This window comes from Aequorivita flava, assembly GCF_038742595.1.
In the GTDB taxonomy this organism is placed as follows: Bacteria; Bacteroidota; Bacteroidia; order Flavobacteriales; family Flavobacteriaceae; genus Aequorivita; species Aequorivita marisscotiae.
This window is the reverse complement of record NZ_JBANCF010000010.1, coordinates 123132-133544: the sequence shown is the minus strand read 5'-3', so window position 1 is coordinate 133544 and position 10413 is coordinate 123132. Positions and strand designations below refer to the sequence as shown.

Below are 10413 nucleotides of genomic sequence, written 5' to 3'. Positions count from 1 at the left end.
ATTCTATCAAACTTAACACTATAGAGAACGTAAATGTAAAACATTACTTCACATCTTTTCTGATAAACCACAACTCTCAGAGCCGAAATCTGATGCGCCCCGCCCGAGCCTAACTGACGTTTGTCACGTTCGGACGGGTATTCAGTTGCGCCACGCGGCCAAATTTAAGTGCTTTCTTCTCCATCTTCTCCCTGCCGCACTCTTTAAATATCTTTCTCTATCTCTAGCCTCTTCTCTTGTTAAATATTCTTCCTTATGAATAATTATCCATGGCATAAATGCCTTTGTTGATTGTGTTTTTCCAGAATTATGCTGCCTTAATCGATGCTCACAATTAATTGTCATGCCAACATACATTCTATCAAACTTAACACTATAGAGAACGTAAATGTAAAACATTACTTCACATCTTTTCTGATAAACCACAACTCTCAGAGCCGAAATCTGATGCGCCCCGCCCGAGCCTAACTGACGTTAGTCACGTTCGGACGGGTATTCAGTTGCGCCACGCGGCCATAATTCTGCGTGAGCAGAAAGTTTTTTTATTAGGAAAGCCGAGACTTTACAGCTGTCGATATGGTTTTACCATCGGCTTTTCCTCCCAATTTTGCACTAGCCAATCCCATAACCTTCCCCATATCTGCCATTGAAGATGCGCCAGTTTCAGCTATTATTTGGGCTACTACTTTATTAACTTCTTCTTCACTTAATTGTTGCGGTAAAAACTGTGCTATTACTTGAGCTTGAATTAATTCCGGTTCTGCCAAATCTTCTCGCCCCTGTTTTTTAAAAATTGCAGCACTATCCTTTCGCTGTTTTACCTGTTTTTGAAGTAGTTTTATTTCTTCTGCTTCGCTTATTTCTGTCTTCGAGCCTGTTTCGGTTTGTGCCAAAAGCAATGCAGATTTCACTGAACGCAATGCTTCCAAAGATTGTGTATCTTTCGTTTTCATTGCGGTTTTCATCGCCTCCATTATCTTTTCTTGTAAGCTCATTTTTATACTTTTTTATTGCGTACGAAGATACTTAAATATAGCCAAACCCAAGGCACTACTCCCTTAGTTTTTCTTTAGAAAATTTGTAAAATAAAACCCCGAATTCAAAAAAATTAATCCGGGGTTGCTTCAAGTGTAAAAAATTTATTAATCGACGTTATCGTGCAAAAATGAATTGTTTCGGCGCAGTTCAATGTCGTCAGCATCTGTATTAACTGATGTTCTAGAAATGTTTGATTCGTTTTTAGTTTCGTTCAAATCTATCCCCATTCTTTTGTAAGCGGGTTGTTTTTCTATTTCATCAATCCTGGAAGGGCTGTTTTTAAACTTATAATTAAATTCCTTCATTTTTCGCTTCCGCTCTTCGGCTCTATCGCTTAATATTTTTGAAATAGGCGAATTCATTGGATCTTCTTCACCACTATCGGGAGCTTCTTCAATATTAGGCTCAGAAATAGTTCTTTTTTCAAAAACTATTTCCTCGTCTTCTGTTTCTTGCGCAGCTTCTTTTTTTGGTTTAGCGCTGTTTAAATGGTTTTCCACCTCTTGGTAATCGTCGAGGCTGTAGCGTTTTATTCCGTTGCCAGAAACTTCTGTAACAGGTACAACCTCTACGTGGTCTTTTACTTCAATTTCACTTAAATTAAAGAAAACTGTTTCTTCCTCTTTCTGCTCCTTTTTGTTAGATTTTTGAGCGTTGGCATTTATGGGCAAATCAAACATTAATATTTGATCATCGTTGTCTTGAGCTGTTTCTTGAGTAGCTTTAAACGTGTTTTCCTGTTGCTTTTTTGGTGCTTCAACAATTACAAATTCGTTTACGTTTATTTTATTTACTTCTACTTGGTTAAATTCTTCAATATTGTTTGCTTTAACTTCTTCGTATGAAACTTTTAGGTTTTTTAATAATTCGGAAGTTTTAATATATCCTTCAAACGGTGGTTTTACTTCTAGCTCGGCTTCGTCAAATAGCGTGTGCTTTACAACCGTTGCTTCGGGCGCTTCGGTTTTAGTTTCTGTATTTAACGGCTTTTCTGGCAATCTGACGGGACTAGCCGTTGGTTTTGGCGTAAGGTCCTGTACCGCTTTTTGTTCATCTTCAAGGGTATGAATTATCTTTTTTGTTTCTGTATTTACTATTTCGTTCTGTTGTTCGATGTTGAAACCTGTAGCAATTACAGTAATTGAAATGGAACCTTCCAGATTTTCTTCGTCGCCCACCCCCATAATTATGTTTGCGCTATGACCCGCTTCATTCTGGATATGATCGCTTATTTCGCCTATTTCATCAATAGTAATTTCATCTGTTCCAGAAACGATAAGCAGCAATACGTTTTTGGCACCCTTTATTTTATTATCGTTTAATAGCGGTGAATCTAAGGCTTTGCCAATAGCTTCTTTAGCCCTATTGGCTCCTGAGGCCGTCGCGCTCCCCATAATTGCTGTACCACTGTTAGCCAGTACTGTTTTAGCATCGCGAAGGTCAATGTTTTGCGTGTAGTGATGTGTAATTACTTCGGCAATACCACGAGCAGCGGTGGCCAAGACTTCATCGGCTTTTGAGAAACCTGCCTTAAATCCTAAGTTTCCATATACTTCACGTAATTTATTATTATTGATAACCACCAATGAATCTACATTCTGTCGTAGTTTTTCAACTCCAATCTGGGCTTGATCGTTTCTGGTTTTTCCTTCAAATTGAAAGGGAATGGTAACAATACCCACGGTGAGAATGTCCATATCTTTCGCCATTTTTGCAATAATTGGCGCCGCACCGGTACCTGTACCACCGCCCATACCGGCAGTAATAAAGATCATTTTGGTATTGGTGGTGAGCATGCTTCTAATTTCTTCCATGCTCTCAACAGCAGATTGCTCGCCTACCTGTGGATTTGCACCAGCACCTAAACCTTCGGTAAGAGAAACTCCCAACTGGATTTTAATTGGCACCGGGCTATTTTCTAAAGCCTGTGAATCTGTATTGCATATTACAAAGTCAACTCCTTTTATGCCCTGGCTGAACATATGGTTAATGGCATTACTACCTCCACCTCCAACGCCAATAACCTTAATCACATTTGATTGGTTTTTTGGCAGGTCGAATGAAATGTTATCAAATTCTGTTTTGCTGCTCATAGTTTTATTTTTTATCGCAATTTTTATATTCTACTCCCGATATTTAATCGGTTTATACGCGATGCATCACACATCTCCGTTATTCGGCGTTGTCTAAAAATTCTTTAAACCGTTCTGCCCATTTATCAAAAAATCGTTTTGATGTTTTCTGTTCTTTGGTATTGGTTGTATCTTCATCATCCTCGTCTTCCGCTTCAGCTGCTTCCATCTTTGTGTTTTCTTCTTGCTCCTCTGCATCGTGCGGAAAATGTTTCATTAAAGATTTCTCTTTACTTTCCAAGCTATTTAATACCAAACCAACCGCAGTTGCATACATTGGACTGGTAGTTTCTGCATCGCTATCGCCCGCCAAATGCTCATTGGGGTAACCAATTCTGGTGTCCATTCCGGTAATGTATTCTACCAGTTGCTTAATATGCTGAAGCTGCGCACCGCCACCTGTTAGTACAATTCCGGCAATAAGTTTCTTTTTGGGGTCTTCGTGGCCGTAATTTTTTACTTCCATATAAACCTGCTCAATTATCTCGATAACCCGGGCATGGATAATTTTCGACAGGTTTTTTAAACTAATTTCCTTTGGTTCTCTACCGCGCAATCCAGGGATAGAGACTATTTCGTTGTCTTTATTCTCTCCAGGCCATGCAGAACCAAATTTAATTTTCAGAAGTTCAGCTTGCTTTTCAATAATAGAACAACCTTCTTTTATGTCTTCGGTAATTACATTTCCACCAAAAGGAATTACAGCGGTGTGGCGAATAATTCCGTCTTTAAAAATTGCCAAATCTGTAGTTCCTCCCCCAATATCAATTAACGCTACGCCCGCCTCTTTTTCTTCTTGGCTTAAAACAGCTTTTGCCGAAGCCAGTGGCTCTAGCGTAATTGCCGAAAGCTCCAAACCTGCGCTTTTTATACATCTTCCCACATTACGAATAGAAGAGACCTGCCCTACTACCACGTGAAAATTAGCTTCTAAACGCGCCCCGTACATCCCAATTGGCTCTTTAATTTCGGCTTGTCCGTCCACTTTAAAATCTTGTGGCAAAACGTGCAATATTTCTTCGCCCGGAAGCATAACAAGTTTGTGAACCTGATTACAAAGACGGTCAATATCTTCTTCTTTTATTACATCTTCGCCATTAGCACGGGTAATGTAGTCGCTATGTTGAAGACTTCGAATATGTTGCCCAGCAATGCCCACGACTACTTCCTTTATTTTCATACCTGAAGAAGTTTCTGCATCCTGAACCGCTTGCTGGATAGACTGTATGGTTTGGGTAATATTGTTAACAACCCCACGATGCACCCCAAGGCTTTTTGCTTTTCCAATCCCCAAAACCTCCATTTTGCCATAATCGTTTTTTCTCCCGATCATGGCAACTATTTTGGTAGTTCCAATATCCAATCCTACAGCAATATTATCGTTTTCCATGGCCTTACTTTTTTGTGGCAATTACCTGATTATCAAATTTCAGATTTGCCATTTTGTACCCAAATAGCGTACTGTCTTGTTTTGTTTTTTTATAAAAAGCTTTAAAGTTTTGAAACTTCTGTGTTATATTTTCCGGTTGCCCAAAAAGCAATTTAAGTTCCGTTTTCCGAAGCTCGAAATCTAACGAACCGTCGGCGCTTCTGTTTATTCCTACAACCATTTGTTTCATAAATTCATCTTCATCAATTTTTAGCAACAAAGCGGTAACTTCATTAAAATTATTTTTTGAAGTTCCCGAAATTATAGGTACTCTCGCGGAGTAAACTGTTGATAATGGCATCATTTCGCCATCGGCATCCAGATAATAATCCGGCGAAGCAGACACTCTGCCTATAGGCCTACGCTGCTCAATCTTCGCGCCCAAGGCACCGTTTACCGACACATATACCTGAGCATCACGAACCATAGGGTTTTTCCGCAGTCTTTCCTCCATCTCCTTCAAAACTAAAGTTTCTTTACCTATGCTCGTAACCTTCTCATGATTTTGTATCAACAATTTATTAACTGTATTAAATGTGATAAACGGGCTGTTTTCATCTACAAATTGAATTTCCAATTTGCTGATTTTTCGAGCGTCATTTCGCTTTTTGGTGAAGCTGAAAAGAAACGCCAAAACTACCAGCAGCAGGATAAATTTTATGACATCTAAACTACGTTTCATTCTTCAAAATTTTTGTTAGGTTAGTAACTTCTGCGCCAATGTCTCCGGCACCAACCAATAATTTAATTTTACATTCTGACTTTAATAAAATTTCGGGCAAAGCCGATTTAAAAACCACCCTTTTTTGAATAACATTTATTTGGTCCAAGAGCCATTTTGAAGTTATGCCCTCAATGGGTTCTTCTCTTGCGGGATAAATATCTAACAATACCACTTCATCAAACTGTGAAAGGCTTTTTGCAAATCCTTCTCCAAAATCGCGGGTTCTGCTAAATAGATGTGGCTGAAAAACTATCTGTTTGCCATCGTTCGGATACATTTCATTCACCGCCTGAAAAAGCGCGTCAATTTCTGTTGGGTGGTGCGCATAATCGTCTATCAATACCAGTGCATCTGTTTTAATTTTATACGAAAAACGACGTTTTACACCCTTAAATGATGCCAACGCTTTGGGCAAACGATCGGTTGGGGAGCCTGCTAAAATCGCCATGCCCAAAGCCATGATGGCATTTGTAAGATTGTGGTGCCCAGGAAGATGAAAAACTAAATTCTCTATTCGAATATCCGGGGTTTGTAAATTGAAATTATATGCGCCGTTTTTAATCTTAACATCCTGCGCTTGGTAATCTGCATTTTCTCCAATGGCAACGGTCATGCCGTCCAATGGAAGATTCTGTTTAATAAAAACGTGTTCTTCTTTTTCGACCAAATTTGCAAAAGCCCGGAACGCATTTTCTATTTCGGAAGCATCGCCATAAATATCTAAATGATCTGCATCCATTGAGGTTATACAGGCAATATCTGGCTGTAATTGCAGAAATGAACGGTCAAATTCATCGGCTTCCACAACTGTAATTTCACTGCCATTGTAAATAAAATTCGAATTGTAATTTTCTGCAATTCCACCTAAAAATGCAGTTACAGGCATATTGCATTCGGCCAATAAATGGCCCAAAATTGCTGAGGTGGTGGTTTTGCCATGCGTACCCGCAACCGCTAAACACAGCGTGTTTTTTGAAACTTCACCCAAAAGCTGTGCTCGTTTTACAATAGAAAATCCTTCGGCAAAGAAATAATTTAAAACTTTGTTACCCTTCGGAATTGCGGGAGTGTAAACCACCAACACATCTTCTTTTTGAATAACCTTTTTATCAATTTCTGAAATATCATCGTTAAAAGTCACCTTTATCCCTTCGGCAATTAATGCATCGGTTAAATCGGTTGGTGTTTTGTCATAACCAAATACAGCCTTCCCCTGCATGTTGAAATAGCGTGCAAGCGCACTCATTCCAATGCCGCCAATTCCGACGAAATAGAAAGTTTGTATATTGTTTAGGTTATTCAAAATTTTAGTTTTTAAGCATTATATATTTAAATTCTACATTTTTGTCAATGTCGGCGCAAGGAGTTTTTCAATTTCTGCAACTATATCCTTTGTAGCATTGGGTTTGGCTAGTTTTTTAATGTTTTCAGACAGCAATTTTTGTTTTTTTTCCGAAGCTATTAAAGCCGAAAATTCCTGTTGAAACTCAGATTCCAATTCACTTTCCTTTATAACCAATGCAGCATTTTTAGTAGCAATTGCCATTGCATTTTTGGTTTGATGATCTTCTGCCACATTTGGCGATGGAATAAATATTACGGGCTTCCCCACCAAACACAGTTCTGAAACCGAAAGAGCACCAGCTCTCGAAATAATAAAGTCTGCCGCGGCATAGGCCAAATCCATTCTGTTTAAAAATGTATGAATTTGAACCGTTTCACTTCCCTTATTTTTATAGGTTGTTTCGTAATACTTTCCACATTGCCATATAACCTGTAATTGCTGTTTTTTAAAAAATGGAAGCGACTTTTCCATCAGCTCATTAATTTTTCGGGCTCCTAAACTTCCTCCTAAAACAAGCACCGTTTTTTTGTCTTCTTCTAAATTGAAAAAAGCTAATGCCTCCGCTCGCTTTGATGAAACATTCAATAAATCTTGGCGCACCGGATTGCCGGTGAGTTTTATTTTTTCAGCTGGAAAAAATTTCGCCATGCCTTCATAAGCTACACAGATTTTCTGCACCTTGCCGCTTAACCATTTATTCGTGATTCCAGCGTGACTGTTCTGCTCTTGGATTAAACAAGGAATACCGCGAAAGGCAGCCACTCGTAATAATGGGCCACTAGCAAAACCGCCCGTGCCAATTGCCAGATGGGGTTTAAACTTTTGTATAATTTTTAACGACTTCCACAAGCTTGTAATTAGTTTTAGGGGAAACGCTAAATTCTGTAGCGACAAACTACGCTGTAGCCCTGAAATCCATAAACCGGTAATTTTGTATCCAGCTTGCGGTACTTTTTCCATCTCCATTCTATCGGCTGCGCCCACGAATAAAAATTCAGCATCGGGGAAACGGGTTTTTAACTCGTTTGCAATGGCAACTGCCGGGTAGATATGCCCCCCGGTGCCGCCGCCTGATATGATGAATTTTGGTTTCACAGTTTCTTTTCTCTTTGTTCTTTGTTCTTTTCTATCTGTTCGATTAGACGCACCTCCGTGCGTCTCTACTTTTAAATCGTTTCGCTTAAAATATCCAATGGATTTTCTTCAGTTTCTTCTTTTGGCGCCACTTCGCGTTTTGCACTCACACTTAAAATCATTCCCAGTGCCATACACGTCATCCAAATAGAGGTACCTCCGCTACTAATTAATGGTAAATTCTGACCCGTAACAGGGAATAATTCCACCGCAACCGCCATGTTTATCATCGCTCTAAAAACAATGGGCAAGCCAACGCCAATGGCGAGTAATTTCCCGAAAATAGACGTAGATTTATGTGCAACAACAACTATTCTAAATAATAAAAACAGGTAAAGCACCATTAAAAACATACCACCCAATAAGCCAAACTCCTCAACAATTATCGCGTATATAAAATCTGAAGAAGATTGCGGCAAAAAGTTTTTCTGAACGCTTTTACCCGGCCCCAAACCAGCAATTCCTCCAGACGCAATGGCTATTTTTGCTTTTTCAATTTGGTAATCGGCTTCGGTATCTTTATCGTCGCTAAAATTTTCAATCCGGCTCATCCAGGTATCAACCCGATTCGGAAAAACGCCCGGAAAAGCTTTTGCTGTAAGTACGAAAAGGGTTAAAAAAAGAAGCCCCGCACCTAGAATAATACCTAAATATCGTAACGGATAACCACCAACAAATACCAGCATTACAATCATAGAAAAGAAAATGGCTGTAGTAGAAAGGTTAGCGGGTAGAATTAATGCAAGTACAAAAAATACGGGTACCCAGAGCGGTAAAATGGTTTCTTTAAACGAAACTGTTTTATCTTTAATTCGCGACAAGTATCGAGCCACATACGTCATTAAAACCACCCCCGCCAAAGTTGAAGTTTGAAACGTAATACCAACAAAGGGCAAGCGAATCCACCGACTAGCATTCGCTCCGTCAATTGTGGTGCCTTCGGCCATAGTTGCAATTAAAAGCAAGATTATTAATGGCATTGCAATAATGGAAAGCCCGCGGAAATAATGATACGGAATTTTATGAACACCATACAATATTGCAAATCCCAAAACCAAATGCGAAAAGTGCCTTAACAAATACGGCAAAGTACTTCCGTCTCCGTACAAATAAGCAAGGTTGCTGCTGGAGCTATATACTGGCAAAAAGGAGAAGAGAGCCAAAAGCCCCACAACGCCCCAAATTGCTTTATCGCCTTGTATGTAATGAAAAATACTCTTCACTTTAAATGTTTCTGGTTATATATATTTTGCAACACCGTTATATTTTTTTTTATAGGTTTCTAACGGCATCTTTAAACTGTCTGCCGCGATCTTCATAATTTTCAAACAAGTCAAAACTCGCACAAGCGGGGGAAAGCAAAACCGTGTTATTTCGTTCAGCAAGTTTATAGGCAATTTCAACCGCCATCGGCATAGAATCTGCTTCAATAATTGTATCAATAACATTTCCGAAGGCATTTATTATTTTCTGATTGTCAACGCCCAGACAGATTATTGCCTTCACTTTTTCGTTAACCAAAGGCAAAAGTTCTGTGTAATCATTACCTTTATCTACGCCGCCAACGATCCATACCGTTGGGTTTTCCATACTATCTAAAGCAAAAAATGTGGCGTTTACATTGGTGGCTTTAGAATCGTTAACATACAACACATTATTAATTTTTAATACCTTTTCCAGCCTGTGCTCCACTCCTTGAAATCCTTCCAGGCTTTCGCGGATTGTTTGTTTTCGTATTCTGAGTAAGGTGGCTACGGTAGAAGCAGCCATGGCGTTTTTCACATTGTGTTCCCCCTGTATTCCTATTGTTGCGATTGGCATAGTATATTCTGTATTATTTATTTTTATTATTATTTCGTTGTTTCTTTTATATGCGCCTTGTTTCAGTTCTTTTTTAGTTGAAAAAGGCAGCGGTTTCGATTTTATTGGGTTGTTTGAAAGCCATTTTAAAATTTCTTCATCATCTGCGTTATAAATGAAATAATCTTTCGACGTCTGATTCATTAGTATCCGAAATTTTGAAGCGATATAATTTTCGTATTTATAATCATACCTATCCAAATGATCGGGGCTCAAATTGGTTAAAACCGCTATGTGCGGCGCAAAATTTTCTATTCCATCAAGCTGAAAACTGCTTAATTCAAGTACAAAATTTTTATACGTGTCTTCGGCCACTTGTTCGGCAAAACTCTTTCCAATATTTCCACCCAAAGCCACGTTCAAGCCACCGTCGCTCAACAATTTATAAGTGAGGCTTGCCGTGGTAGTTTTTCCGTTGCTCCCGGTAATTCCTACAATTGTAGCCGTTGTGAATTTTGAAGCGAATTCAATTTCAGAAACCACATTTACTCCTCTTTTGTGTAATTTTTGAACGATTGGCGCCGAGTCGGGAATTCCCGGGCTCTTCATTACCAAGGTCGCTGCAAAAATTCTCTCTTCGGAATGGCCTTCCTCTTCCCATTCAATCTCATTATTTATAAGAACTTGTTTGTATTTTTCCTTTAATTTTCCAAAGTCTGACACAAACACTTCAAACCCCTTCTTTTTTCCTAAAATGGCAGTTCCCACACCACTTTCTCCTCCGCCCAGAATTGCCAATTGCTGTTTCACT

The 10413-nt window shown here is 39.1% G+C and carries 9 protein-coding genes; all 9 read right to left on the bottom strand.

The features are described 5' to 3' along the window. Positions 1-141: 141 nt before the first annotated feature. Positions 142-399: a GIY-YIG nuclease family protein gene (locus tag VZD24_RS12110; RefSeq protein ID WP_279448910.1), complete on the bottom strand. Its 258-nt coding sequence runs from the start codon at positions 397-399 to the stop codon at positions 142-144. A gap of 146 nt (positions 400-545) precedes the next feature. Next, a complete protein-coding gene (locus tag VZD24_RS12105; protein ID WP_342687762.1) occupies positions 546-995 on the bottom strand; it encodes a GatB/YqeY domain-containing protein in 450 nt (149 codons plus the stop codon). Between the two features lie 147 nt (positions 996-1142). Continuing rightward, positions 1143-3131 carry a cell division protein FtsZ gene (gene ftsZ, locus VZD24_RS12100; protein WP_279448912.1) on the bottom strand — a complete coding sequence of 663 codons (1989 nt, stop codon included), beginning with the start codon at positions 3129-3131 and terminating at the stop codon, positions 1143-1145. 79 nt (positions 3132-3210) lie between these two features. Beyond that, positions 3211-4560 (bottom strand): cell division protein FtsA, encoded by a 1350-nt coding sequence (gene ftsA / locus VZD24_RS12095; RefSeq protein ID WP_279448913.1) that lies wholly within the window; start codon positions 4558-4560, stop codon positions 3211-3213. A 4-nt stretch (positions 4561-4564) separates the two neighbouring features. After that, entirely contained in the window at positions 4565-5281 is a 717-nt protein-coding gene (locus VZD24_RS12090; protein WP_342687761.1) for a cell division protein FtsQ/DivIB, read from the bottom strand. Continuing rightward, the gene (murC, locus tag VZD24_RS12085) at positions 5271-6626 is read right to left on the bottom strand and encodes a UDP-N-acetylmuramate--L-alanine ligase (RefSeq protein ID WP_342687760.1); all 1356 of its coding nucleotides are present in this window, start codon (positions 6624-6626) and stop codon (positions 5271-5273) included. The genes VZD24_RS12090 and murC overlap by 11 nt, the downstream gene beginning before the upstream one ends. Positions 6627-6659: 33 nt before the next feature. Further along, the gene (gene murG, locus VZD24_RS12080; protein ID WP_342687759.1) at positions 6660-7763 is read right to left on the bottom strand and encodes an undecaprenyldiphospho-muramoylpentapeptide beta-N-acetylglucosaminyltransferase; all 1104 of its coding nucleotides are present in this window, start codon (positions 7761-7763) and stop codon (positions 6660-6662) included. A gap of 71 nt (positions 7764-7834) precedes the next feature. Next, on the bottom strand, positions 7835-9025 hold the full coding sequence (locus VZD24_RS12075; protein ID WP_279448917.1) for an FtsW/RodA/SpoVE family cell cycle protein: 1191 nt from the start codon (positions 9023-9025) through the stop codon (positions 7835-7837). A 49-nt stretch (positions 9026-9074) separates the two neighbouring features. Next, positions 9075-10412 carry a UDP-N-acetylmuramoyl-L-alanine--D-glutamate ligase gene (gene murD, locus VZD24_RS12070; protein WP_342687758.1) on the bottom strand — a complete coding sequence of 446 codons (1338 nt, stop codon included), beginning with the start codon at positions 10410-10412 and terminating at the stop codon, positions 9075-9077. Position 10413: the final 1 nt, after the last annotated feature.

Coding starts and splice junctions, on each gene's coding strand:
- VZD24_RS12110 (WP_279448910.1), bottom strand. CDS start 399: ATGTTTTACATTTACGTTCTCTATAGTGTTAAGTTTGATAGAATGTAT.
- VZD24_RS12105 (WP_342687762.1), bottom strand. CDS start 995: ATGAGCTTACAAGAAAAGATAATGGAGGCGATGAAAACCGCAATGAAA.
- ftsZ (WP_279448912.1), bottom strand. CDS start 3,131: ATGAGCAGCAAAACAGAATTTGATAACATTTCATTCGACCTGCCAAAA.
- ftsA (WP_279448913.1), bottom strand. CDS start 4,560: ATGGAAAACGATAATATTGCTGTAGGATTGGATATTGGAACTACCAAA.
- VZD24_RS12090 (WP_342687761.1), bottom strand. CDS start 5,281: ATGAAACGTAGTTTAGATGTCATAAAATTTATCCTGCTGCTGGTAGTT.